The organism is Candidatus Peregrinibacteria bacterium, from assembly GCA_030700255.1.
Taxonomy (GTDB): Bacteria; Patescibacteriota; Gracilibacteria; order UBA1369; family JABINC01; genus JABINC01.
Genome location: JAUYJN010000043.1, coordinates 1 through 24,934, shown reverse-complemented (window position 1 = coordinate 24,934; position 24,934 = coordinate 1). Strand labels below are relative to the sequence as shown.

Genomic DNA, 24,934 nt, shown 5'->3' with positions numbered 1-24,934 from the left:
AAATAAATATTAAACTGTAACAAGCCTTATATACTGGTCCGTACAAGATGTCTACGTACGTACTGTCACTGAAACCGTTGCAAAAACCTGTAGGTGTTATTTATAGTTAAGAAAGAAAATGAGTTTTTATAACAAACAACACTTCACACCACACCTCGCAATACTTGTCCATTTTTTCGGTGCAGAAATTTTTGACATATTCTCATTTTGTCATTCGACTCTCTGACCCTCCGCGCGGAGGCCGTACATAATGCATTAACATTCATGCGAAAACTCGACGAACGCAGTATATGATGCCATAACCCCCGCCACAAGCCAAAAATCGACCATGAAAGTCTGCCACACCGCCAAGGCGGGACGAGCGGGCAGACTTTTTCGTACAGAGGGGGAATAAGATAAAACGCAATATCTCGCAACACTTGTCCATTTTTTCGGCGCCGAAATTTTTGACATCGGTCGACTTCATTCACCATGGCAAATATTCAAACGTATAGTGATAGTTCTAAACAATTCTTAAACTAATCCTAAAATCTTTGACTTTCGTAAAAATCTTCAGGATACTTCTTTTCCACGATCATTTATGTGAAAAAATAACCCGATAATTTATGGAACAGAGTACACTCGCTATATTTGAAAATTTCAGAATTCGCAGGCATTACGATGAAAAAACAGAAACATGGTATTTTTCGGTAATAGATATTATCGCCGCCTTAACTGAACAACAGGATTTTAAAAAAGCTCAAAGTTATTGGACTACCTTGAAAAATCGCTTAAAAAAAGAGGGAAATGAGTCTGTCACAAAATGTGACAAACTGAAATTAGAGGCTGCGGATGGCAAAAAATACCTCACAGATGTGGCTGATGTAGAAACCCTTCTCCGCCTCATCCAATCCGTTCCTTCTCCAAAGGCCGAACCGGTCAAGCTCTGGCTGGCAAAAGTCGGGTATGAACGAGTACAAGAAATTTCCGATCCGGAAAAATCTCTCAATCGCGCAAGAGAAAACTGGCAGAAGCACGGCCGAAGCAAGAAGTGGATAGAACAAAGGATGATGGGACAAGAAACACGCAATAAACTCACCGACTATTGGAGCGTACATGATATAAAAGAAGGACGGGAATTTGCTATTTTAACAGACATTATACACAAAGAGTGGACTGACTTAAGCGTAAAAAATCACAAAAAAATCAAAGGATTGAAAACTCAAAATCTACGTGACCATATGACTGAAGCCGAATTAATATTCACCGCTCTCGCGGAACTTTCGACAAGACAAATCGCACAAAGTGTAGAAGCGACCGGAATGACTGAAAATAAAATTGCAGGCAAAATCGGCGGAGGTATCTCAAAAAAAGCACGGCTCGAACTCGAACAACAAACCGGACAAAAAATCGTGAGCCAAAAGAATTATTTGAAAAGAGAGAAGAGCATAAAAAAAGCTCTCTGACCCTCCGCGCGGAGGCCGTGCATAATACTCGATGAACGCATGGAAATAACATCTCACAATATCCACCCCGCTCCGTCCATTTTTTCGGCACCGAAATTTTTGACATCAATCAATTTCTATTGTGTATACCTATTTAAACTCAAAGTGGTCGACTTTATTATAGAACTTGGCGGGCAGACTTTTTGTTTGACCATATTTGAAACTTGGAGTACAATTAGGGTGCAAACGTCACCAATTAATAAAACATTCACATGCCATCAACTCGAATACAGCATCGCATAGATTCGAATCTCAAAAAAGAAGCGGAGATGATTCTGGAAGGACAGGGTATCAAACCGGCGCAAGCGATCACCATATTCTACACGGAAATCAAAAGGGCTCAGGGTTTCCCCTTTTTGCCTTCAAAAGTACCGAATGCGGAGCTCGCAAAAGCTTTAAAAGATATAGAAAAAAATAAAGGCTCTGTAAGATTCAAGAATAAAAAAGATGCGTTTGACTTTTTGGATAAGCTTTAAGATAATTCTCTCTCATCACCAATCGCTATGAGAGAAATAATTTACGGGAAAAATTTCTGAAAGATTATAAGAAATTGAGAAATTCCGGCAGAAGAGATATGCGAAAACTCAAAAATGTTATGGATATGCTTATTGATGGTGAGAAATTAAATCCTTCACATAAAGATCACGCACTGCAAGGAGAAATGGCGAAATACAGAGAATGCCACATCGAAGGCAATTGGCTTTTGATATATAGAGTAGACCAAAATCCGGATCAAACCGAAACAATGACTTTTTGTGCAACTGACAATCACTCGAATCTTTTTGGGTAATATAAGAATAATCCCTTGGACAGTATCACGTAACTCATCATGCGGAAAAAACAACGCTCCGTCCGAAACATTCATGCAAATAGGCAATTGGTAGGGAAATAGCGCAAATTGAAGAGCTTTACGACGTACTCGGTGTGGACAAATGGGGCGGAGAGTTAAAAAAATAACAAATTCTTAACCTTGATCTTGTATATCAAACGTGATACGATGTGTACACAATTTTTAATATTAAAAAATGCCAAAAACATCAATGATTCATGCAAGAATTGAACCAAAATTAAAAAAAGACGCTGAAAACATTCTAGAAGCTCTTGGGATGAATCATACTCAAGCAATTACAATTTTCTATAAACAAATCATTCTTAAAAAAAAGGTTCCATTTGAACTTAATTTGGAGGAGAATGACACACTAACAAATTACACAAAAATCAAATCAAAAAAACATTTAAAATCCCTACTCGACATAGATTAATGTATGTTTACCCTCCACCTACATAAAGATGCTCAAAAAGAATTGAGGAAGGCGCCTAAGCATATACGAAAAAAGACGCTGGTTTGTTTTGAACATTTTATTGAAAATGGAACCACTAATTTTCCATACCCTATTGACACTCTCAAAGGTGAATTTAAAAAATTCAAATACCTTGAGATAAAAATGAACAAAGATTATAGAATTATTTTCCGTATAGACGATAAAAATATATTTATCAGATATGCTGGCACACACAATCGATTAGGAACAGGATGAATACCCACGTTGCAATACATCCAGACCTCTATTAAGATATACACGTTTTTTCCAATAACCACATATACATGCTCGACATAAAATTCATTCGCGAAAACGTAGATCTGATCAAGAAAACGTGTGGACAAAAAAAATCCACTGTTGATATAGATCGATTACTTGAGGTGGATGAAGAACGTCGTACACTTATTCAACAAACAGAAGAATTAAAAGCTGAAAAAAACAAGGCATCCGAAAAAATAGCGGTGCTGGAAGGAACGGGAAAACAAGAAGCGATACTGGAAATGAAAATGGTTGGAGACAAAGAAAAAGAAGCGGATGAAAAATTGCGAGGAATTCTGGAAGAGTTTGAAACGCTTATGCTCAGAGTGCCTATGCCGGTTAGAGAGGACACTCCAATCGGAAAAGATGAAACTGAAAATGTAGAAGTTTATACTCGTGGTGAAATCCCTGCGTTTGGTTTTGAACCAAAGGATCACATGACGCTTATGGAAATGCATGATATGGTCGATGTTGAACGCGGAGTGAAATTATCAGGTGCAAGGAGCTATTTCCTCAAAGGAGATGGGGCTCTTCTCGAACAAGCGGTACTTCAATACACATTTAAAAAAATTGTAGGAAAAGGATTTACACCTATGCTTGTGCCATACATGGTAGACACAGATTGTTTGCGTGGCACCGGATATTTCCCTGGAGGGGAGGATGATGCATACAATCTGGAACGTGATGACAAATGGCTCATCGCGACAGCTGAAATACCACTAACCGCATACCACAAAGATGAAATTTTATCTGAAGATGAATTACCAAAAACATATGTCGCGATGTCGCCATGCTTCCGCCGCGAAGCGGGAAGTTATGGCAAGGACACCAAAGGACTTTATAGAATCCATCAATTTAACAAAGTGGAACAAGTAGTAGTTCTTGCGGCGGATACAGAACAATCTGACAAATGGCATGAAACAATTTTAAATAATGCGCAGGAGGTATTGGATGATTTGAAAATCCCATACAGGCTGCTTCAACTTTGCACGGGGGATCTCGCACTTGGCAAATACACTTCGCATGACATCGAATGCTGGATGCCGTCACGCAACGGATATGGCGAAACACACTCAGCTACTTCATTCAAAGACTTTCAAGCTCGACGTCTGAACCTACGATACAAAGACTCTGAAGGCAAAATCAAATTCTGCTACACACTCAACAACACAGCGATAGCGACGCCTCGCTTCCTCATCGCACTAATCGAAAACAACCAAAACGCCGATGGCTCTATAAATATCCCTGAAGTACTTCAAGACTACATGGAGGGAAGAACGACTATAAAGCAAGCTAGTAAAGTATAGCTATTTACACATTTAAGGTAAAATACCTCTTCTATCTCTCTTACGCCACCTCGTTGGTTTAGGGATTTTTTCAAAATTATCACCTAGAGACCTAGTAAAAGGTTGCGCTGGTGGTACGGCTAAATTGTTTAAAATAGGCTCTTCATCAGTCAATTCACAATTCGACAAATCATTCAATTTTTGCAGGCCTAGATCCCTCATCAATTCCAAATAATACAACCCACCTTGATTTAATACTCTAAACAATTCATATCTTACCAGTTGATTCCAAACGACATAATCAACCTCACCACTCTCTACCCTTAGAAAGTAATCCAAGGTACCATCTAAATCTTCATAAGCTTCAATGGACATATAAATCAGATAATTTAATAAAACTATACTCATTTATAATGATTCAAGTAGATTTGTCAAATCAATTAACTTTTCTTGTTGCAATCGTAAAAATTTGTTACTATATTTCGGACAGTTAAAACAAATACAAACAAAATTATGAAAATCGTCTTATCAACAGACAGCCTCCGAGGGTACGGACTAAACAGAGTCTTCGAATTTGCGAAAGAAGCTGGTTTTGACGGTGTAGATTTACAAGTTATAGAAAAGGATTTTGATACAAAAAATGCACATTACTTAAAAGAGCTAATCAATGAGTTTGGTGTAGAAATAATTTCAGTGCAAGTTCCTGAGAGTACCGGTCAGAAAAAAATACTTGAATACATAGAACTCACAAAAGAAATAGGTGCGAAGATACTTATACTTCAATCACCAAAAGTTTATGAAGTGAAACTAACAAACTGGCTAAAAAACGAAGTTCCAAGAATAAGGAAAGAAGAAAGAATATCTATCGCCATGGAGAATGCCCCATCGACTACAATACTTGGAATTTTCCCTGAACACGCGATGAACAATCTTTCAGAATTAAAAAAGTTCAAACATGCATGTCTCGATACAGGTAGAACTGTAGACAAAAAAGAAGACCTAATAACTACCCTCAAGAAAATGATGAAATATTTGGTGCATATACATATTTCAAATGTTAAAAAAGGTCATGGAGGATATCCACCACATGATGGACTCTTACCTATGGAAAGCTTCCTTACCAAACTAACGGAAGAAGGCTACAAAGGTTCACTATCTATAAAAATTAACCCGAAACATTTACAAATAGGAGCTGATGATGCGGTGCTCAAAAGTTTGAAAGATAGCATAGCATTCTGTAAAAAATATCTCGCAAAATAGAAATAAAACCAAAACACAAAGCCATTAATTAATGCTGTTCATGCCACCTATCCTCGAATCAAAATGAAAAACCCCTGAATAAGGGGTTTTTCATTTCCTTAAAATCCCAATTTTCTTTTTACAAAGCAGACAAAGATGCTACAATGCGAAACCAATAGAAATAAATTATGAATAAACAAGCTTTTACAGCTATAGAAATAGTTATCGTTATAGTATTACTCGCAGGAGTCATAGCCCTCGCCATCTTAAGTAAGAATAATTCGACAGATGGTTCAGCTTCTATTTTGATACCATCTCACGAACTTTATAAAAACAAGTAAAATCGTTTGACTTCGGCGACACGAGCCTTTAGAATCCTGTGCGCGTGTATCCTTTTAGTTCGCACATACCGCCCACCGTCTCGCAAATTCGCGAGATACATTTCGATTGTGTTATTGCATGGTGGCCCTGCTCCCTCACGGGACTATGAAGAAACCCAAAAGTTTCTCATACGGCCAAACAAACCATGCGATTTAAACTGTGAAAAAAAATTACAATTAATTACATCTACATGGCCAAAGAGAAAACTGTGAGCCCAAAAACAAGCTCAGCAAAAGTGGTAAAGCCGAATGCGGCACCAAAGAAAGACGGTTCAAAGAAAGGCGGTACAAAGAAACTTCACTTACCAAGGTTAAAAAATGGCAGAGTGTGTTTTTCTGCTGACCCGTTCGATTCACATATTCCAAATTTGATTGAGGTACAACTCAATTCATATAAGGATTTCCTAGAAAACGGAATTAGAGAACTTCTTGACGAAGTAACTCCAATTACAGATTTCTCCGGTAAAAAAATCGAACTGCATTTCCTGGATCACGAAATTGGTGAAGCAAAATACGATCCAAAAGTAGCAAGAAGAAAGAATTTATCATTCGAAGCACCATTGAAAGTACACGTTCAACTTATTAATAAAGAGAGTGGTGAAATTAAAGAGCAAGATGTATTCCTGGGATCTGTCCCACTTATGACTGACAAAGGTACATTCATTGTTAATGGAATTGAAAGAGTCGTTGTATCTCAGATAGTTAGATCAACCGGTGTTTTCTTCTCACTCAATCCGGCTGCACCTCAATTTGGAAGTGCGAAAATAATTCCAAAACGTGGAGTGTGGCTAGAAGTTGAAACTGACAAGAAAGGTATTATATATGTAAAGATAGATCGTAAAAGAAAGATTCCTGTAACATCTCTACTTCGAGTATTCGGATACGAAAAAGACAAAGATATCCTAGGTTTATTCAAAGATGAATTAAACATAAATCCGGAAGCTAATTATATTTTAAATACACTTGAGAAGGATTCTGCTAAAACAGTCGAAGAAGCTCTTAAAAGTATTTACAAAAAACTACGACCTGGAGACATGGCTACAACCGAAAATGCAAAATCATTGGTTGAATCTATGTTCTTTGATTACAAGAAATATGACATGGGTAACGTAGCAAGATACAAATTAAATAACAGATTCGGACTTGATGTTAAGAACGTAAGAAAAAATCACGTTTTCCAAGTAGATGATTTTATTTTAATTTTAAAACATCTTATAGCGATAAATAACAAACAAGCTGGGCCTGATGATATCGATCATTTGGCAAATCGTCGTGTTAGATCAGTTGGAGAACTTGTGCAAAACAAATTCAGAGTTGGTCTACTTCGTACGGAAAGAATTGCTAAAGACCGTATGACTGTAATGGACCTAGATACTATCACACCTACACAACTGGTTAATTCTCGTCCAATAACTGCGGCGCTTAGAGAATTTTTCTCAAGCTCTCAATTATCACAGTTCATGGATCAGACAAACCCACTATCAGAACTTGCTCATAAAAGAAGGCTTTCTGCTATGGGACCTGGTGGACTTTCGAGAGAGCGTGCGTCGTTTGACGTTCGTGATGTGCATGCTTCTCATTATGGGCGTATCTGTCCTATTGCAACTCCGGAAGGTCCAAATATCGGACTTGTGGTTCATTTGGCGACATATGCGAAAGTAAACCAATATGGATTTATTGAAACTCCATTTAGACCGGTACTTAGAACTGTCAAAAACAAAGCAAAAGATTTAGTAGGAAGAACTATAAGGGAGACTGTAAAGAAAGGGGAGTCTGTAATAATTAAATCAGGTACGGTAATAGATGAAAAACTTGCTGAGAAAATTGAAAAAATCAAAAATCTTGATGAGGTAAAAGTTGATCCATATGTTGGAACTAAAATTGAATATTTCGATGCGGAAAAAGAAAAAGTTTTAGTGATTGCGCAAGCAAGTTCAGAAATAAATGATATGTGGGAATTCACAACAAATCGTGTTGCGGCAAGAAAGGATGGAGAGCCGGGATCTATGCATATAGATGATGTTACACATATCGATATATCACCAAAACAAATTATATCTGTAACGACTGCACTTATTCCATTCCTCGAGCATGATGATAATACTCGTGCATCTATGGGATCGAACATGCAACGTCAAGCAGTACCTCTACTTAGACCAAGTGCTCCGGTAGTTGGAACAGGTATGGAGGCTGCGGCCGCACAAAGTTCAGCTCAAGTCATTATAGCTGAAGAAGATGGTACTATAGTTAGTGCGGATGCGGAACAAATAGTTGTACAATATGATAATGGTGAAAGAAAGACGTACGACTTATTTGTATACCAAAGATCAAATCAAGGTACTAGCATACACCAAAGGACAAGAGCTAACAGAGGTGATAAGGTCAAAAAAGGAGATGTCCTTACTGACGGTCCGGCTATCGATCATGGTGAGCTTGCCCTAGGACAAAATCTATTCGTAGCTTACATGTCTTGGGAAGGTTATAACTATGAAGATGCGGTTATTATTTCTGAGAATGTACTTAAAAGAGATCTTTATTCATCAGTTCATATAGAGACATTTAATGTTGATGTAAGAGATACAAAACTTGGGCCTGAGAATGTAACAAAAGATATTCCAAATGTTGGTGAAGGAAGATTAAAAGATCTTGATGAAGAAGGTATCGTACGTATAGGAGCTCATGTAAAGGAAGGTGATATATTGGTCGGTAAAATTACACCAAAAGGACAGACAGAATTAACGGCTGAAGAACGTCTACTCCGAGCAATCTTCGGAGACAAAGCTCGTGACGTAAAAGACACATCCCTTAAACTCCCGGGTGGAGAAGGTGGTAAAGTCGTTGATATCCAAATCTTCAGTCGTGAAGATGGTGACGAACTTACAACCGGTGTAAACAAACAAATCAGAGTATCAGTAGCTCAAACTCGTAAAATATCTGTTGGAGATAAAGTGGCTGGGCGACATGGTAACAAAGGTGTGATCTCAATCATAGTACCGGAAGAAGATATGCCATACTTACCGGATGGAACTCCGGTAGATGTGATTTTGAACCCACTCGGAGTAAGTTCACGTATGAATATCGGACAAATTCTTGAGACGCATTTAGGATGGGCTGCAAAAGAGCTTGGGTTCAAAATCGCTACCCCTGCCCTAGATGGTATTAGTCATGAGAAGGTGGATGAACTGCTCAAAGCGGCAAATTTACCGGCTGATGGGAAAATCCAACTTTACAATGGTAAAACCGGAGAACCTTTTCACCACAGAACTACAGTTGGTATCTCATATATATTAAAATTAAGTCACTTAGTGGAAGATAAAATTCACGCACGTTCTGTTGGTCCATACTCACTCGTTACTCAACAGCCACTTGGAGGTAAAGCTCAACATGGAGGGCAGAGGTTCGGAGAAATGGAGGTATGGGCGCTCGAAGCTTACGGTGCAGCTTACACTCTTCAAGAAATGCTAACTATCAAATCAGACGACGTATATGGAAGAGCCAAAGCATATGAATCAATCGTCAAAGGAGAAACTATCAAGAGACCTAGAATACCTGAATCATTTAATGTTCTTGTGAAAGAATTACAAAGTCTAGGGTTAAACGTAGATCTTATGATGCAAGATGATATCACTTCTGTTGATGGGATGGTAGATGCTGAAGAAATCCTTGAAGTAGAAGAGGAGATCCATGTACCAATTTCTCCGGATGTGCAAAAAGAAATAGCTGAGCTCGGAGAACGTGACGAAGCTTACACTCACGATATAGACGATACAGAATTAGGTAATATGGAAGAAATAGAAATAGAAGAAGAAGAGCCTGAAGAAATCCGTGTAGATATAGAAAAGGCTGACTTTGAACCAACGGAAGAGGAGATGGAAGCTCTTGAGGCGGATGATGTAGACGATGACTTTGAAGATTTGCCGGACGTTGTGGAAGATGATGACCTGGAAGTAACGGTTGAGGTGGAAGAGGTGGAAGAGGTGGAGTCAGATGATGATAAATCATAAACAAAATTCTAACCTCGCCTGTTAAAAGACAATAAATTATTTTAAAAATTTAATTCACATATCAATGAATAAGAAACTCAACCAAGATCCGGGACAATTCAATGCGATAGCAGTCGCAGTTGCATCTCCTGAGCAAATCTTAAGCTGGTCACACGGAGAAGTGAAAAAACCTGAGACCATAAACTACAGAACGCAAAAGCCTGAAAAAGATGGTCTATTCTGCGAAAAAATATTCGGGCCAACTAAGAACTACGAATGTTACTGTGGTAAATACAAAGGTGTACGTTATAAAGGTGTTATTTGTGAAAAATGTGGAGTTGAAGTAACTCGATCTGTCGTTCGTCGCGAAAGGATGGGACATATCAGACTTGCGGTTCCGGTTACTCACATTTGGTTCCTACGATCTACTCCAAGTCGTATAGGTCTTCTTCTGGATCTACCGATCAAAGCTATGGAGCAAGTAATCTACTTTGCTGCATACATCGTTTCACAAGTTGATGAAAAGGCAAAAGAAGAAGCTATATCTCAAGTAAGTGAAGAGTTCAAAGCTCACAAACAAAGAATTCAAAAAGAATTTAAAAATGCTGCCACTTTGTACGAACAAGAGATAAAATCAGGTAACAAAGCTGCGGAAAAAAACTTACAAGAACTGGAGCAGTCTAATGTAGCTGAAATAGAACGTCTTACTGAACAGGTTGATTCTGCATTATCTGAGTTAAAAAGCATCAAAGAGACGGCTATCTTCTCAGAACTTGAATACAGAGAACTATCTATGAAATTTGGACATGTATTCAAAGGAGGGATCGGAGCAGAAGCTATACGTGAAGTAATTTCAAAAATTGACCTTGAAGAATTAATCAAACGTCTGGAACAAGAACTTAAAAAAGCATCAGGGCAAAAGCAAAAGAAAATAATCAAACGTATCAAGCTTGCCGGATCTTTACTTCAAGCCGGTATCAAACCTGAGTGGATGGTATCGACAGTACTTCCGGTTATACCACCGGACCTACGTCCTATGGTACAGCTTGATGGAGGACGTTTTGCGGCTTCAGATTTGAACGACCTATATCGTCGTGTTATCAACCGTAACAATCGTCTTAAAAGACTGATGAGTATCGGTGCGCCGGAAGTTATATGTCGTAATGAAAAACGTATGCTTCAAGAAGCTGTTGATACTCTTATCAACAATTCAGCACGCCAAGGTAAAACAGTATTCAACTCGGGAGACAAACGTAAGCTTCGTTCACTATCAGATATGTTAAAAGGTAAACAAGGTCGTTTCCGTCAAAATCTTCTTGGTAAACGTGTGGATTATTCCGGACGTTCTGTAATCGTCGTTGGGCCAAAGCTCCGACTTAATCAATGTGGTATTCCCAAATCAATGGCACTTGAACTATTTAGACCATTTGTAATCGGAAGACTTATCAAAGATGGTTACGCTCACAACATCAAGAGTGCTGAAAAATTTATTCAACAAAACAAACGTGAGGTTTGGGATATATTAGAAGAAGTAACTCAAAATCGTTACGTACTTCTAAATCGTGCTCCAACTCTACACAGACTTGGTATTCAAGCATTCCAACCGGTATTGATCGAAGGTAAGGCGATTCAAATTCACCCTCTGGTATGTACGGCGTTCAATGCCGATTTCGATGGTGACCAGATGGCCGTTCATTTACCTCTATCGGAAAAAGCTCAAAAGGAAGCTCAAACTATCATGTCTGCTGGAAACAATGTACTGAAACCGGCAGCTGGAGAACCTATTATAACTCCAACTCAAGATATGATTCTTGGTTGCTACTACTTAACTCAAATGATGGAAGGTAAGACTGGTGAAGGTAAGCCTGTAGCTGATCTAAATGATGCTATAGCTCTATACCGTCTCGGTGCGATAACTCTACATTCAAGAGTAATGGCTCGTCCAAGAGGTGAAATAATTGAAACGACAGTTGGTCGATTGATTTTCAATTCATTTGTGCCGGAGGCCGTAGAATACGTAAATGAAAACATCACAAAAAAGAAGATGATCTCTTTGATCTCTGATATTTACGATAAATGTGGTGAGGAGATTACTGCAAGATTCTGTGATGAAGCAAAACGTATTGGATTTAAATTCGCTACAAAATCCGGAATCAGTATTGCAAGTTCAGACATGGTCGTGCCTGCAAAAAAACAAGAAATCTTAGATGAGGCAAATGAAATCGTAAGAAAGATCAACAACCAATACTGGAAAGGATTTATCACTGTAGATGAAAGATACCACAACGCAATTAAAATCTGGAATCGTACAAAGGCGGATATAGCAAAGGAAATGATCAAAGGTTTCGATCAAGAAAACGATATCTTCTACCAAATCGACTCTGGTGCGCGTGGTAACTGGGGACAAATTACTCAGCTCTGTGGTATGAAAGGTCTCGTTGCAAATCCTGCCGGAAAAACTATCGAACTTCCTATCAAATCAAATTTGAAAGAAGGATTCTCTATCTTGGAATACTTTATTGCAACACATGGAGGACGTAAAGGTAAGTCAGATACTGCGCTTAAAACTGCGGAAGCCGGTTACTTGACTCGTCGTCTGGTCGATGCGGTTCAAGATGTTGTTATCCGTGAAATCGACTGTGGATCAAAAGCAGCTCATCTAATAACTAGAGAGGAAAGTGCAGCAATTGGTGAGGAATTTGGAGAACGTATCTTCGGAAGAGTTCTTGCAGAGGAAGTAAAAGATACCAAAGGTAAAGCGATTGTGAAAAAAGGAATCGAAATAGATAAAGATACTTTGAAATTAATCGAGGCGAGCAATGTAGAGGAAGTACATGTAAGATCTGTTATTACATGTTTGACTCCGGGTGGTATTTGTCAAAAATGTTATGGTCGAGATCTTGGTAAAAATGCCACTGTAAGAATAGGAACTGCAGTCGGTATTATCGCCGCACAATCTATCGGTGAACCTGGTACTCAGCTTACTATGCGTACTTTCCATATGGGTGGTATCGCAACTGAAGGGCAAGATATTACACAAGGTCTAACTCGTGTAGAGGAATTATTTGAAGCTCGTCCACCAAAATCACCTGCAATTCTTTCTGAAATCGATGGTATCGTAAAAATAACTAGCAAAGCCGGTAAAAAAGAAATAGCCGTAACGTCAAAAGAACCAATCGAGAAAAAATACCTACTTGCAGATGGATTTGAAGCAAGTGTGAAAAAAGGAGATAAGGTAAAAGAAAAACAAGCTATTGCAAGAAACGTGGAGAATAAGAAAAATCTACGCGTTGGCGAGGATGGAATAGTATCATCTGTTTCTGACCTGGAAATAATTATCAAATCTGATGGAGTTGTAACAAAAACTTACAAAGTACCTGCAGGAAGAAATGTAAAAGTAAGAAACAATCAAGATATATCTGCCGGTACGGTTTTGACAACAGGTCACGTAAATTTGAGGGACCTCCTAGGATTGCAAGGTATATACGCTGTACAAAAATACATTATTACAGAAGTGCAAAGTATCTATGCTTCACAAGGACAAACGATCAATGATAAGCATATCGAAATTATTGCGAGACAAATGCTTTCGAAGGTACGTGTTATTACACCGGAAGCTCTAGACCTTCTACCTGGACAAGTAATAGACGTAATCGAATTTGATAACGCAAACAAAGGTAGTAAGAAACCGGCTCTGGCTGAGAGGTTATTACTTGGTCTTACAAGAATATCTCTACAAACAGATTCATGGCTTTCTGCAGCATCATTCCAGGAGACAATCCGTGTTCTGGTTGAAGCATCTACTACAAAGAAGATTGATAAACTTTCCGGACTTAAAGAGAATGTTATCATCGGTAAGCTTATACCTGCTGACGCAATTTTCAGAAAAGCGAACGGATTTGAAGAATAATTACAAAAAATGGCTTGCATTTAGCAAATCAACCTATTAAAATCCCAAAGCTTTCTAAAAAGAAGCGAAGGCAATACTAATAACAATTATACATGCCAACTATTAATCAATTAGTTAGAAAAGGACGAAAAAAGAAAGTCCGGTCAAACCCGGCGCGTGCATTATCTTTTAGAATCAATACTCTTAAAAATAATGAGATTATTGGGCAACCGGCTCCTTTTAAACGTGGAGTATGTACTAAGGTGACAACTATGACACCAAAGAAACCTAACTCGGCGCTTCGTAAATTTGCCAGAGTTCGTCTAACTAATGGTATTGAAGTAAATGCATATATTCCTGGAGAAGGTCACAACCTACAAGAACATTCGGTCGTAGTAATACGTGGTGGTCGTGTAAAAGATCTTCCCGGTGTTAAATATCATATCGTACGTGGTACTCTCGATACACAGGGAGTTGATAAACGCCGACAAGGTCGTTCACGTTACGGTTCAAAGAGACCTAAAGTTAAGTAATAACAACTAAATACGACTAATGCTAACAGTAAAACAATACATTCCACAGAATTCAAATCCGATGCAGGAGAAATTTATCAACTACATCATGGAACGTGGTAAAAAAAGTATTGCACGAAGAATCTTCAAAGACACTCTTCGTATAATGGCTGAAAGAGGTGCAAAAAACCCTGAGAAAGCTTTTGAAATGGCAATTGCAAATGTTAAACCAACACTTGAAGTACGTCCTAAACGTATAGCTGGAGCGGTTTACCAGATACCTATAGAGGTAACTCCAAGTAGACAACAAATGCTTGCATTCAGATGGATTCTTAACTCTGCAAAAGCTAAAAAAGGAAAAGCAATGGCTGACCGCCTAGCTGGAGAATTAATGGAAGCGACAGAGGGTCTAGGTAACGCTATGAAGAAAAAAGAAGAATCTCACAAGATGGCCGCAGCCAACAAAGCATTCGCTCATTTCGCTCGATACTAATAAAAACGTATCCGCTAATTATAGCAAACAATCCCCTCATTCGGAATCGTGAAAATATATGCTTTTTCACGAGTTTTTCACGATTTAATTGACGAAAGTCGTGAAATGATATACTATAAAACATATCAACGACAAATTTATAGACAATGAACACTATTCAAAAAATACAGACTCTTCGCAAGAGGTACTACGATGCATCCATAGAAAAAGATGCGCTTATTCAACTGATAGCGGAAGCCGAAGTAGCCGAACAAGTCTATAATTCAAATGCGATTGAAAACAGCACACTCTCCCTCGAAGAAACGGAAAAGATACTCCTGCAAATTGACCTGGACAGATACATCTCCATAAGAGAAGTTTTTGAAGCGAAAAATCTTGCACGAGTTGTCTCATACATAGAAAAAAAAGCAAAGGCGCAAGAACTCAATCTTGAAGTCATTCTGTCACTGCACAAAATGCTGATTTCAAATATTAACGATGAAATTGCAGGAAGATTCAGAAATGCGAACGAATTTGTACGAGTGGGAAGTCATATAGCTCCAAATCCGAAAGAAGTCGTCGGTCGACTTGAAAAAATGCTTGCGGAATATAATGCCTTGAGCCATGAAAGTATCATCAAACGAATTGCAAAACTACATCTTGCTTTTGAGTACACACATCCGTTTGTAGACGGTAATGGACGCATCGGACGCGCCATCAATAACTATTTACTAATACGGGAAGGATTCGTTCCCATTAATATAAAATTTATCGATAGACAGAAATACTACGATGCATTCAGGGAATTTGATGCAAAAGAGGCTGCCTCCATCATGGAAGACATTGTGGGCAAAGCACTGACAAACAGCTATCACAAGAGATTAGCGTATTTGGAAGATAAAAAAATCATCACCCTCGGTGAATATGCGAAACAAAACAAGCTCTCTCATTCAAATCTCATCAACAAGGCGAACCGACAAACCATCGAAGCTTTTTTGGAAAAAAATATTTGGAAAATCGGAATAAAGTAGCCTCACGAATGATCCCACACGAAATTCCACATGGAGTTGTGCATTTCATAAATATACTGATTCTCGATGATGACACCCACGAGATCATTTTCGACATAAGTGAGGTATGACACTTTCCCATCATAAATATTCATCTCGATAGTGAATGGATAGAGATTCGAATCAATCCACTTGTAGCCCTTGTGCGATTTCGACGAATATCCGTGGCCATATACCTCGCGCGCGAACGGCGTATCCAGAAGCAAGCTTCGCTTGGTGACATCCGTCTTCTCGCGCTCGGCCACATACTCGTCATTGATATCCTTCACATATTTAAACATTGCGTCTATATTCGCAAAATCCTTGAGCTCGGTCTTCGAAGTAAGCGTATCAAAAAGCACCTTGCGCACACCCTCCTCACCCCTGTAGAACCGCACATTCGGAATATTGATATTACCCTTCATCATCCCGAGCATTTCGGGAACAATTTTTTTGAGGTCGCTTGCGAGCATGTCGAACTCGCGACTCTTTTTACGCTTCTTCATCTCCACGAGGAGAAGCAGTTGCTCGGGATGCACGGGCGCATAGATGGAGGTATTTTTATCGATGGATTTCTTCACCACCTCTTCGGCCTCCAGCCGGAGCAAAATATTCTGCACCGTAGTGCGCGGCAATTTCAGCTGATACGCGATCACCGAAGCCGGCGCTTTACCAGCCTGCAAGAGCTTCAGATACACCTGCGATTCATTCTCCGCGAGCCCGAGTTGTGCCAACACTTTCATAATCATATATTTTTCGCCAGATAACTACTTCATAAAATAGAAAATTCGTACACATCGGAAGGGGTAACCACCTTGCATAAAGAGCCGTGGTAAAATTTCCTAAAAGTAAGAAAACTTTTGGGAACACTTCGCGAACCATATTTCGCTTCAATCGCATACAGTTCGGTACCGCTTCGAATAACGAAATCAATTTCGGTCTGATTGGTGGTGCGCCAATAATAATAATTTTTCTCCTTATAAATATCCCTGCCATACATTTCCAGGAATACCGCATTTTCAAACAATGCCCCCTTATCAACCCTCATTTCAAGTTCACCCCAATTCTTCAGTACATAATTTCTTAGCCCAAGATCCATAAAAAATACTTTTGGAGTTTTCCTGATCTCTTTTTGATAATTCCCACAAAACGGAGGTATCAATTTTATAATAAATGTACCCTCGAGAATATCCAGATACTGCTTCACCTTATATTCGGAAATACGAAGCGTGTCGGAAAGTTTATTTATATTCAATAAATTTCCTATCTGCGAAGCGAGCAATATAATTAACTTATTAAATGCACCTACATCATCGATTTTCGCAAAATCCGAAATATCTTTTTTCAAATATGTCTCATAAACATCACCGATAAGTCGCTGTTTTTCCAAGTCATTTTGCTCCTTCGCAATATCGGGATAGCCTCCATAGGTAAGCATTTCGGTAAGAATCGTTTCATGCGGAATATTGGGATTCAGTGAAAGCATTTCTTCGAAATGCAATCTGGAGATTTCGAACTGTCGCATACGACCGACGAGAAATTCTTTCAGCTTAGACCGTAGTTCAAGTTGCGACGACCCGCTCACCACCAATTTTATATTTAAATGGAGATCATAAATGGTCTTCAAAAATAATCCGGGAGAAGGAAGCCTCTGCACCTCATCGATAAAGATATACTTTTTCTCGGTAATGCCTCCCAGATAAGAAATAAAACTTCCGGGGGAGCTAAAAAGTTCCTGAATACTAAAATCATCAAGATTAAAATAAAGTATGTTTGTCGGTTTCACACTTTTAAGTAAATCTTCGATCATTAAATCCATCAAGGATGATTTACCAACTTGCCTGCTTCCAACCAAAGCGAGAATTTTTGAGTTTTTTAGATTTTTTATCAACTCAGGTAAAATATAACGCGGGAACATCTTCCTATCGAGTTTACCCGCTTTCCACCACGGATTTTGCTGTTCTATAATGGTTTTATTTATCATGAATCCTGAGATTAATCAGTTTATTTCTGAAAACATTTATATTATAACTAGTTCATTTCCAAAAATCAACTATTTAGCCCTATACCGTATCCATTATACCACAAAACCCCGCCCTGCCCAAATGGTGTGGGCAGTTTTGTAAAATTCTAATAATGGCTTAGCTAAAACAAACCCACCGCCCAACATTCATGGTCACACTTTACAATCATTAGCAATATGCCATAATAGCTCCTCATGAATTTTAAAAAAAATTAATTTCAACACTATGACAACGCTATCGTTAAATCTTGATACGCAACCTTTTATTCAAGAGGCGATAAAACAAATCATGCCACAATCCACCGAACACGTATCAACATTCTTTGAGACACCAAATCGCAAACTCGCATACAATGATCAATTTAGGCGAATGTTGAAGGAGCAAAGGGGTTTAATAAAAACTGCCCTTCGTCTAATAAAAGAGGCTGAAGATGCCTATAATCCCGAAAATCTCACGCTCAAAGATAAATACGAATGCAAGTGGAATCACGAGAGTTACGACTGGGATATAATAAGGGAAGAAGATAAACTCCTTGATACACCGAGAAAACTTTGGGATGCGATGAAAGAGACGCGCGGAGCATATTTGAAACCGGACAAACCTCATATTGATAGGGCTACGGAATTGGAAGTACAGTTACTTGGAAAATCACACAGAACATGGTGGGATGATGAAGCCACGACTATACGGAGACTCGATATTGTAAGTTATGCAAGACTTACTTACAAAGGAACATCCTTCTTTGTTAAAAAATCAACAGCGACTCATAATCCGGGCTATATCGAATTCCATAATACGATTCTTGCGAGGGAAGCTCTGGCCCGACTGCCATATGTCAGAACAATAGAACCTCAATTCGGTTATCAAGATAAAGGACAAAGTTGGTTCGTCTCAAGCTGGGAAAATTTGGAAAGTACGGGCTTCAAACCATATATCTGGCATCTCGGTAGCGGATTTGATGATTATGGTGAGCTCTACGGGGACCCAAGAGTCTTAAGCTGCCTTGCGGATGCGAAGGAATTAAATCCGGAAGAAGAAGAGCGAGCGGATAATAATTATAAGGAAATGAATGAGAAATTCTGGGAGATTGAAGCCGCGCTAGAGGCATCTGGAACGCAATTCGGCGACCTAGATGATAATATTTTCTATAATCGGGAAACAAAGACTTTTATTTATCTGGATGTAACGAGGAAACCAGCTGTAACGATCGGCTACACTCATCCTACACTACGCTAAACGGATCAATACACCTCCTCATGACTACCGACACGGATCAAAGTGACCTCATCACCTTCTATAAAAAACTCCAAAGTAATTCGATAAGATATGTTGATTGATACGGAATAAAGCTCCATACCTTTCAATTTATGAAGACCAAGTGATGGGTAGAATGGATTAATTTCCAAAAATTCAAGTGTTTTTATATATCTCTTGAGCAAGTCAGGATGTTTTCTCAAAAATATTTTTTCAATTTTCTTGTATTTTTTCGTGAAATTAATTTTCGTCATTTAATTCTTTCGTTAATCTTTTAACGTGCTCCGCAACGGTTTCCTGAGTATAATCTCCTCTCGCAATATCTTCCTTTGCCTCCCTCAACAATCTCTCCAATTCGCATTCCCTTAAATTATCGTACTCATCCACGGTCAACACAACATATTTGGTTTTTCCGCGCACGGTGATGAATGCCCGATCATCGTGGGAGAGGGCATCCTCCAGAGCGGAGACCCCTTTCACCTTAAGCTCGTTTGCGGCTAAAATATTCATAAAAAAAGATTAAAATATAGTATGTAGCACACATGTGATGCAAAGTAGGCACGAATCGTACTATCTATCACACTATCAATAGTACTCTTAATAGTACGATAAGTCAAGAAAAAAGCGATTTAATTACACTTTCTCATCTCTTACTATCCATCCGAAAGTCGTGAATGCCTCAACAATGACGGCAAGCGCTTCCTCACGGCTGTCGTAAGGCTTGAATAATCGATTTTTATCAAAAGAATCAGAGAGGGATCGGTTCGCGGAGTTCAAGTCATCTATAGGAAAGCCATGGAAACCTTCGCAACGCCATTTGTCATCAGGACGTTGCTTCACTATAAATTTCCTGCCATCGACCGCTTCAAAACCATCTGCTATGGGAAGTAAAGTTCTTTTGGCAACTCCCACCATATAACGCATCGCTTGAATATCCATTTTCAGCGGATCGAACGGAATTTCCCGAATCTGCAATCTAGCTCTAGTTTCTTCCGCAGCAACTCCTAGGGATTGCAATTCCTCTAAAACACCTGCTCTTGTCTCCCCGACCCGCAAATGTAAAACGACTGGGAAATCTTTAAGAGTTGGGTCCTGTAAAATACCGGCCGCATCATTGAGACTTGGCGCAACTATATTATAAGTGTCATCTCCTTTCTTTTCGCTCCACCAACTTACACCGTTCGACATTTTTTTAAAGTTATATTATTAAGTTTTTAACTATAACATAAATCTCACAGCAAGCCAGTATTTCTGAGGTAATCACTCACTTAAGGGATGGGAACGACCGGGCTATACCTAACCGGTTATTCTAAATTATAATTCATTGACTTCTTAAGCCAATCCCTTATAATCTGGCGGGTTTGCGTGACTATATAACGGAATTAGGCTGTTTTAATAGTCAAGAAAACAAACCAAAATATTTAACTAAAATTTAATTTTAAAAACATGTCAGAAGACTTACTCAAGGTGAGAAATATTGGTATCTGTGCTCATATTGATGCCGGAAAAACAACTGTCACAGAGCGTATTCTTTTCTACACCGGAAAGGTGCACAAAATTGGAGAAACTCATGATGGGGAATCTCAAATGGACTGGATGGACCAAGAAAAAGAACGTGGAATTACTATTACTTCCGCGGCAACTACTTGTTCTTGGAAAGGGACAAAAATCAATATCATCGACACCCCGGGTCACGTTGACTTTACTGTTGAAGTAGAGCGTTCAATGCGTGTACTAGATGGAGGGGTTGCAGTATTTGATGGTTCACAAGGTGTAGAGCCACAATCAGAAACAGTATGGCGACAAGCTGATAAATATGATGTACCTCGTATATGTTTTATAAATAAAATGGATAAAATGGGAGCTGACTTCTATATGTCACTCAACTCTATTCATGACAGACTTTCAAAGGATGCCGTTGCAATTCAACTACCTATAGGGGCTGACTCATCATTCAATGGAGTAATAGATCTGGTTGAAATGAAAGCATACGAATTCAAAGGTGCTCATGGAGAAGTGGTTGAAGAAATCGAGATTCCGGCTGACATGAAAGATAAAGCAGAGAAATTCCGTGCAACACTTATGGAAAAAGTAGGTGAGATTTCAGAAGAAATGATGAATGCATACCTTGAAAATGGAGAACTTACAGTAGAGCAGCTCAACAAAGGGCTTCGAATAGGAACTGTATCAAGTCAATTGTACCCTGTACTTTGCGGGTCCGCCCTAAAAGACCAAGGTGTACAACTGGTTATTGATGCTGTGGTTGCCTATCTACCTTCTCCGCTAGATGTAGACCACGTAACTGGACACGACCCGGACAATGAGGAGAAAGAACTTACAAGAAAGCCATCTGTAGATGCTCCAACAGCAGCCCTAGCATTTAAAGTAGCGACTGATCCATTTATAGGACGACTTACATTCGTACGCGTATATTCAGGTAAGCTTGAAGCGGGGTCATATGTTTACAATCCAAACACCGGGGAGAAAGAACGTATCGGACGTCTAGTACGTATGCATGCAAACTCTCGTGAAGAGGTAAAAGAAGTAGGAGCTGGGGATATTGCGGCGGTAGTTGGACTTAAAAAAACATTCACAGGGCATACTCTATGTGATCCATCTCAACAAATCGTTCTAGAATCAATGAGCTTCCCTGAACCGGTTATCTCTATCGCAATCGAACCAAAGACAAAAGCCGATCAAGAAAAAATGGGTATTGCGCTCAATAAACTTTCTGAAGAGGACCCAACTTTCCGAGTATCATCTGATCACGAAACCGGACAAACGATAATCGCAGGAATGGGTGAGCTTCATCTGGATATCCTAGTTGATCGTATGAAAAGAGAATTCAAAGTAGAAGCGAATGTTGGCGCCCCTCAAGTAGCTTACCGTGAGACAATTACTCAAACAATCAAGCATGAACTCAAATACGCAAAACAGTCTGGTGGTCGTGGACAATATGGTCACGTAATAATGAACTTTGGACCACAAGAGCTTGGGGTAGGATACGAATTCGTAGACTCTGTTACCGGAGGGCGTATCCCAAGAGAATACATTCCATCAGTAGATAAGGGTATACAACAAGCAATGAGTCGTGGTATAGTAGCGGGATATCCTATAGTAGATATTAGGGCGGAATTGCTTGATGGTACTTACCATGATGTGGATTCGAGTCAGCTAGCATTTGAAATCGCAGGATCAATGTGTTTCCAAGAAGCCGCTCGCAAAGCCGGACCTGCTATCCTTGAACCACTTATGGCAGTTGAGGTTGTAACTCCGGATGATTACTTCGGAGATGTGATGGGTGATTTATCAGCTCGTCGTGGACAAATCCAAGAATCAGGAGATAGAGGTATGGTCAAATTCATAAAGGCCTTAGTACCACTTTCTGAGATGTTTGGATACATGACTGATCTACGTTCTAATACACAAGGACGCGCAACTTACTCTATGGAACTAGCTCATTATGCGCAGGTACCACGTAACGTTGCCGAAGAAATAATCGCTAAACGCTCAAAATAAAGCAAAATCTCTTGATTTCAGGGGCAATATCTCTTAAAATCGGCGAGCGTGAGTATGCAAGAAACATTATATATAAAATTAATAACCTCTAACATAAGTTAAAAATGGCAGATTTTGACAGAAGTAAGCCACATGTAAATGTGGGAACCATCGGTCACGTGGATCATGGTAAAACTACCCTAACTGCAGCCCTATCTATGCTTTTCTCACCAGGTGGTGAAAAGAAAGACTATGCTGCAATCGACAACGCGCCTGAAGAAAAGGCACGTGGTATTACAATCTCAACATCACATGTTGAGTACGAATCCGAGAAACGTCACTATGCTCACGTTGACTGTCCAGGGCATGCTGATTACGTGAAGAACATGATTACTGGTGCCGCTCAGATGGACGGAGCAATCCTGGTAGTATCTGCAGCAGATGGGCCTATGCCACAAACTCGTGAGCACATCCTTCTTGCTCGTCAGGTTAACGTGCCACATATCGTGGTATTCCTTAACAAGATGGATCTTGCTGATCCTGAGATTGCTGAACTTTCAGAAATGGAAGTACGTGATCTTCTTACTAAGTACGAATTCCCTGGAGACACTACTCCTATTATCAAGGGATCTGCACTTAAAGCTATTGAAGAAGGTGGTGCATGGGCTGAGCCTATCAAAGAGCTTCTTCAAGCTCTTGATGACTTCATTCCAACTCCACAACGTGATCTTGATAAGCCATTCCTTATGCCGGTTGAAGATGTATTCTCGATCAAAGGTCGTGGTACTGTAGTAACCGGACGTATCGATCAAGGTGTTGTTAACACTGGTGATGAGATCGCAATCGTAGGTATTAGAGATACTAAAAAAGTTGTCGTTACCGGAGTAGAAATGTTCCACAAGACACTTAATCGTGGTGAAGCTGGAGACAATGCAGGTATCCTACTACGTGGTATCGAAAGAGAAGACGTAGAAAGAGGACAAGTACTTTGTAAACCGGGATCTATTACTCCACATACTAAATTCGAATCTGAAATCTACGTTCTTTCAAAGGAAGAAGGTGGACGACACACTCCATTCTTCAAAGGTTACAAACCTCAGTTCTACATCCGTACAACTGACGTAACCGGAGAGATCGAGCTTCCGGCAGGAGTAGAAATGGTTATGCCAGGTGATACTGTAAAAATGGTTATCACTCTTGGATCTCCTATCGCTCTAGATGACCACACTCGTTTCGCTATCCGTGAAGGAGGACGAACAGTTGGAGCTGGAGTTATTACTAAGATTATTGAATAATACTTGATAAAGAGCCCCTCACGGGGCTCTTTTATTTTGCTAAAAAATCTATACAATAAATCCACACAATAAATAAAACCATATGAAGCTATTCGACGCCATATTCCAAATACTCCTCAAACAAGAAAAAAAATTAATCCTTGGTGGGGACTTATATATATATATAATTGTATCAAGGGATGACAAGTATGGAACGGAGAAAGTATCGTACTATCTGGAATTTGAACATAATGCGGACAAAAGCTGGGCTGCAGAAGAACATCACCCAACTAGAAGACAAATAGAAGAGCACTTAACCAAGATAATCCTCGAAAGAGACGAACGAACAAAAGAAATAGCTGATTTCCTAAATAAAAACTCGAAAAAATCTGACAACCCTCTAAAAGACGGGGGATCAATTTTAGAAGTTCTCAAAAGAGATCATCCGGAAACGGTGAAAATGGTTGAGACGTACGGGACGACTAAGAAGCTAAAAGATGCCGCAGCAGAACTGATTATCGAAGTATTAAAAGCCAGGGGGGATAGTGAGAAAATAGGTAGTAGCGATAAGGAGACTTACGAAGAATTCTGGTATGAAGAGGCCGATAACAAATTTCATTATCAAGAAGGAGACGCTCTCGCATACGGGCACCCTAATTTCGAAAAAACATTTGATGAAAAAGAATTTCGAAAATTCCTAAAAGATATATGGATCGATGTAAAAGATGGCTTTGTAACCGGCAGAGGTAATGTAGGTATTTTCATGCCATACTGGTTGAAAGAAAGAGGGGTTGAAAGCCTAAGAGAATATATAGAAAGTAAGAAGAAATAACGGCTCTTTAAACAAATTGGTAAACCAAAAGCATGTTTGAGAGCATGTAGATGCTGAAATCTAAAAAATCCAAACGTACGAAAACAAATTTAATGAATTTTGATCATGTGGAAGTGTGCACGTGCACAGATTTTGTACGTTATCTTGTACAAAAACTCTTCCCGGAAGGAGGGATTGT

At 39.3% G+C, this 24,934-nt stretch carries 22 protein-coding genes; 16 read left to right on the top strand and 6 right to left on the bottom strand.

Annotated elements, in window-relative coordinates:
• The first annotated feature begins 605 nt into the window (after window positions 1-605).
• From Q8P68_05645 to serS, 5 genes are all read left to right on the top strand, one after another.
• Entirely contained in the window at window positions 606-1,445 is an 840-nt protein-coding gene (locus Q8P68_05645; GenBank protein MDP4008645.1) for a BRO family protein, read from the top strand.
• 251 nt (window positions 1,446-1,696) lie between these two features.
• Window positions 1,697-1,960 carry a type II toxin-antitoxin system RelB/DinJ family antitoxin gene (locus Q8P68_05640; GenBank protein MDP4008644.1) on the top strand — a complete coding sequence of 88 codons (264 nt, stop codon included), beginning with the start codon at window positions 1,697-1,699 and terminating at the stop codon, window positions 1,958-1,960.
• 14 nt (window positions 1,961-1,974) lie between these two features.
• On the top strand, window positions 1,975-2,274 hold the full coding sequence (locus Q8P68_05635; protein MDP4008643.1) for a type II toxin-antitoxin system YafQ family toxin: 300 nt from the start codon (window positions 1,975-1,977) through the stop codon (window positions 2,272-2,274).
• 235 nt (window positions 2,275-2,509) lie between these two features.
• Complete coding sequence (locus Q8P68_05630) at window positions 2,510-2,746, top strand: type II toxin-antitoxin system RelB/DinJ family antitoxin (GenBank protein ID MDP4008642.1); 237 nt, start codon at window positions 2,510-2,512, stop codon at window positions 2,744-2,746.
• A gap of 344 nt (window positions 2,747-3,090) precedes the next feature.
• On the top strand, window positions 3,091-4,371 hold the full coding sequence (gene serS / locus Q8P68_05625; GenBank protein MDP4008641.1) for a serine--tRNA ligase: 1,281 nt from the start codon (window positions 3,091-3,093) through the stop codon (window positions 4,369-4,371).
• A gap of 12 nt (window positions 4,372-4,383) precedes the next feature.
• On the opposite strand, the gene Q8P68_05620 is transcribed toward serS, so the two are convergent.
• Window positions 4,384-4,725 (bottom strand): hypothetical protein, encoded by a 342-nt coding sequence (locus Q8P68_05620; GenBank protein MDP4008640.1) that lies wholly within the window; start codon window positions 4,723-4,725, stop codon window positions 4,384-4,386.
• 138 nt (window positions 4,726-4,863) lie between these two features.
• Here Q8P68_05620 and Q8P68_05615 point away from each other — a divergent pair, with 138 nt between their 5' ends.
• The 7 genes from Q8P68_05615 (at window position 4,864) to Q8P68_05585 (ending at window position 15,856) form a co-directional block, all read left to right on the top strand.
• A complete protein-coding gene (locus tag Q8P68_05615; GenBank protein MDP4008639.1) occupies window positions 4,864-5,610 on the top strand; it encodes a TIM barrel protein in 747 nt (248 codons plus the stop codon).
• A 167-nt stretch (window positions 5,611-5,777) separates the two neighbouring features.
• On the top strand, window positions 5,778-5,930 hold the full coding sequence (locus tag Q8P68_05610; GenBank protein ID MDP4008638.1) for a hypothetical protein: 153 nt from the start codon (window positions 5,778-5,780) through the stop codon (window positions 5,928-5,930).
• Between the two features lie 230 nt (window positions 5,931-6,160).
• The gene (locus Q8P68_05605; protein MDP4008637.1) at window positions 6,161-9,973 is read left to right on the top strand and encodes a DNA-directed RNA polymerase subunit beta; all 3,813 of its coding nucleotides are present in this window, start codon (window positions 6,161-6,163) and stop codon (window positions 9,971-9,973) included.
• A gap of 64 nt (window positions 9,974-10,037) precedes the next feature.
• Window positions 10,038-13,862 (top strand): DNA-directed RNA polymerase subunit beta', encoded by a 3,825-nt coding sequence (gene rpoC / locus Q8P68_05600; protein MDP4008636.1) that lies wholly within the window; start codon window positions 10,038-10,040, stop codon window positions 13,860-13,862.
• Window positions 13,863-13,954: 92 nt separating this feature from the next.
• Window positions 13,955-14,374, top strand: a complete 420-nt coding sequence (rpsL, locus tag Q8P68_05595; GenBank protein MDP4008635.1) for a 30S ribosomal protein S12 — start codon at window positions 13,955-13,957, stop codon at window positions 14,372-14,374.
• A 19-nt stretch (window positions 14,375-14,393) separates the two neighbouring features.
• A complete protein-coding gene (gene rpsG / locus Q8P68_05590; protein ID MDP4008634.1) occupies window positions 14,394-14,846 on the top strand; it encodes a 30S ribosomal protein S7 in 453 nt (150 codons plus the stop codon).
• 146 nt (window positions 14,847-14,992) lie between these two features.
• The gene (locus Q8P68_05585) at window positions 14,993-15,856 is read left to right on the top strand and encodes a Fic family protein (protein ID MDP4008633.1); all 864 of its coding nucleotides are present in this window, start codon (window positions 14,993-14,995) and stop codon (window positions 15,854-15,856) included.
• A gap of 2 nt (window positions 15,857-15,858) precedes the next feature.
• Here Q8P68_05585 and Q8P68_05580 read toward each other — a convergent pair whose 3' ends face one another.
• Window positions 15,859-16,617 (bottom strand): helix-turn-helix domain-containing protein, encoded by a 759-nt coding sequence (locus Q8P68_05580; protein ID MDP4008632.1) that lies wholly within the window; start codon window positions 16,615-16,617, stop codon window positions 15,859-15,861.
• 29 nt (window positions 16,618-16,646) lie between these two features.
• Window positions 16,647-17,858, bottom strand: coding sequence for an ATP-binding protein (locus Q8P68_05575; protein MDP4008631.1), 1,212 nt, complete (start codon window positions 17,856-17,858; stop codon window positions 16,647-16,649).
• 265 nt (window positions 17,859-18,123) lie between these two features.
• Between Q8P68_05575 and Q8P68_05570 the strand changes: the two genes are divergently transcribed.
• Window positions 18,124-19,134: a hypothetical protein gene (locus Q8P68_05570; protein MDP4008630.1), complete on the top strand. Its 1,011-nt coding sequence runs from the start codon at window positions 18,124-18,126 to the stop codon at window positions 19,132-19,134.
• 5 nt (window positions 19,135-19,139) lie between these two features.
• Here the strand turns inward: Q8P68_05570 and Q8P68_05565 are convergent, their stop codons facing one another.
• From Q8P68_05565 to Q8P68_05555, 3 genes are all read right to left on the bottom strand, one after another.
• On the bottom strand, window positions 19,140-19,406 hold the full coding sequence (locus Q8P68_05565) for a plasmid stabilization protein (GenBank protein MDP4008629.1): 267 nt from the start codon (window positions 19,404-19,406) through the stop codon (window positions 19,140-19,142).
• Window positions 19,393-19,662, bottom strand: a complete 270-nt coding sequence (locus tag Q8P68_05560) for a type II toxin-antitoxin system Phd/YefM family antitoxin (protein MDP4008628.1) — start codon at window positions 19,660-19,662, stop codon at window positions 19,393-19,395. Before Q8P68_05560 ends, Q8P68_05565 begins: the two co-directional genes overlap by 14 nt.
• 123 nt (window positions 19,663-19,785) lie before the next feature.
• On the bottom strand, window positions 19,786-20,340 hold the full coding sequence (locus tag Q8P68_05555) for a hypothetical protein (protein ID MDP4008627.1): 555 nt from the start codon (window positions 20,338-20,340) through the stop codon (window positions 19,786-19,788).
• Window positions 20,341-20,598: 258 nt separating this feature from the next.
• Here Q8P68_05555 and fusA point away from each other — a divergent pair, with 258 nt between their 5' ends.
• The 3 genes from fusA (at window position 20,599) to Q8P68_05540 (ending at window position 24,756) form a co-directional block, all read left to right on the top strand.
• A complete protein-coding gene (fusA, locus tag Q8P68_05550; GenBank protein MDP4008626.1) occupies window positions 20,599-22,671 on the top strand; it encodes an elongation factor G in 2,073 nt (690 codons plus the stop codon).
• A gap of 104 nt (window positions 22,672-22,775) precedes the next feature.
• Window positions 22,776-23,945, top strand: coding sequence for an elongation factor Tu (tuf, locus tag Q8P68_05545; GenBank protein ID MDP4008625.1), 1,170 nt, complete (start codon window positions 22,776-22,778; stop codon window positions 23,943-23,945).
• An 82-nt stretch (window positions 23,946-24,027) separates the two neighbouring features.
• A complete protein-coding gene (locus Q8P68_05540) occupies window positions 24,028-24,756 on the top strand; it encodes a hypothetical protein (GenBank protein MDP4008624.1) in 729 nt (242 codons plus the stop codon).
• Window positions 24,757-24,934: the final 178 nt, after the last annotated feature.

Coding starts and splice junctions, on each gene's coding strand:
- Q8P68_05645 (MDP4008645.1), top strand. CDS start 606: ATGGAACAGAGTACACTCGCTATATTTGAAAATTTCAGAATTCGCAGG.
- Q8P68_05640 (MDP4008644.1), top strand. CDS start 1,697: ATGCCATCAACTCGAATACAGCATCGCATAGATTCGAATCTCAAAAAA.
- Q8P68_05630 (MDP4008642.1), top strand. CDS start 2,510: ATGCCAAAAACATCAATGATTCATGCAAGAATTGAACCAAAATTAAAA.
- serS (MDP4008641.1), top strand. CDS start 3,091: ATGCTCGACATAAAATTCATTCGCGAAAACGTAGATCTGATCAAGAAA.
- Q8P68_05620 (MDP4008640.1), bottom strand. CDS start 4,725: ATGTCCATTGAAGCTTATGAAGATTTAGATGGTACCTTGGATTACTTT.
- Q8P68_05615 (MDP4008639.1), top strand. CDS start 4,864: ATGAAAATCGTCTTATCAACAGACAGCCTCCGAGGGTACGGACTAAAC.
- Q8P68_05610 (MDP4008638.1), top strand. CDS start 5,778: ATGAATAAACAAGCTTTTACAGCTATAGAAATAGTTATCGTTATAGTA.
- Q8P68_05605 (MDP4008637.1), top strand. CDS start 6,161: ATGGCCAAAGAGAAAACTGTGAGCCCAAAAACAAGCTCAGCAAAAGTG.
- rpoC (MDP4008636.1), top strand. CDS start 10,038: ATGAATAAGAAACTCAACCAAGATCCGGGACAATTCAATGCGATAGCA.
- rpsL (MDP4008635.1), top strand. CDS start 13,955: ATGCCAACTATTAATCAATTAGTTAGAAAAGGACGAAAAAAGAAAGTC.
- rpsG (MDP4008634.1), top strand. CDS start 14,394: ATGCTAACAGTAAAACAATACATTCCACAGAATTCAAATCCGATGCAG.
- Q8P68_05585 (MDP4008633.1), top strand. CDS start 14,993: ATGAACACTATTCAAAAAATACAGACTCTTCGCAAGAGGTACTACGAT.
- Q8P68_05580 (MDP4008632.1), bottom strand. CDS start 16,617: ATGAAAGTGTTGGCACAACTCGGGCTCGCGGAGAATGAATCGCAGGTG.
- Q8P68_05575 (MDP4008631.1), bottom strand. CDS start 17,858: ATGATAAATAAAACCATTATAGAACAGCAAAATCCGTGGTGGAAAGCG.
- Q8P68_05570 (MDP4008630.1), top strand. CDS start 18,124: ATGACAACGCTATCGTTAAATCTTGATACGCAACCTTTTATTCAAGAG.
- Q8P68_05565 (MDP4008629.1), bottom strand. CDS start 19,406: ATGACGAAAATTAATTTCACGAAAAAATACAAGAAAATTGAAAAAATA.
- Q8P68_05560 (MDP4008628.1), bottom strand. CDS start 19,662: ATGAATATTTTAGCCGCAAACGAGCTTAAGGTGAAAGGGGTCTCCGCT.
- Q8P68_05555 (MDP4008627.1), bottom strand. CDS start 20,340: ATGTCGAACGGTGTAAGTTGGTGGAGCGAAAAGAAAGGAGATGACACT.
- fusA (MDP4008626.1), top strand. CDS start 20,599: ATGTCAGAAGACTTACTCAAGGTGAGAAATATTGGTATCTGTGCTCAT.
- tuf (MDP4008625.1), top strand. CDS start 22,776: ATGGCAGATTTTGACAGAAGTAAGCCACATGTAAATGTGGGAACCATC.
- Q8P68_05540 (MDP4008624.1), top strand. CDS start 24,028: ATGAAGCTATTCGACGCCATATTCCAAATACTCCTCAAACAAGAAAAA.